This window comes from Clostridium sp. DL1XJH146 (assembly GCF_054819755.1).
In genome coordinates this window covers 1-260 of record NZ_JBTVVN010000150.1, presented here as the reverse complement: position 1 = coordinate 260, position 260 = coordinate 1, and the positions used below count along the sequence as shown (strand labels likewise).

The following is a 260-nucleotide window of genomic DNA, read 5'->3' as shown; positions in this document are numbered from 1 at the left end:
CCCTAGATTGACCAGACTTTAGGCACGCCTGCCTTTTGATTCAGCAGTTCGATCAGCGGTATCAGCCGTTTCCGCAGGGAATAGGCATCCTCATCCACCAGCCTCGCAAGAAGCTTGCCAGACCAGGCGGAAGCGCCGCCTTTTTCACCGATTATTTTTCGCGCCGGCTCCAGATGCCGCTCCGCATCGTGGTCGAGCAGCAGGATGGTGGCCATTGTCCGCATTCCGCCGAGCAGGGCAGGCCGGGCAAGCATGGCTGC

1 protein-coding gene is annotated in these 260 nt (G+C 60.0%); it reads right to left on the bottom strand.

The window, feature by feature from the left end; translation table 11 throughout:
* Positions 1-2: 2 nt before the first annotated feature.
* On the bottom strand, positions 3-260 hold a 258-nt coding region (locus ACVHXK_RS18895; protein WP_461207945.1), incomplete at its 5' end, for a hypothetical protein.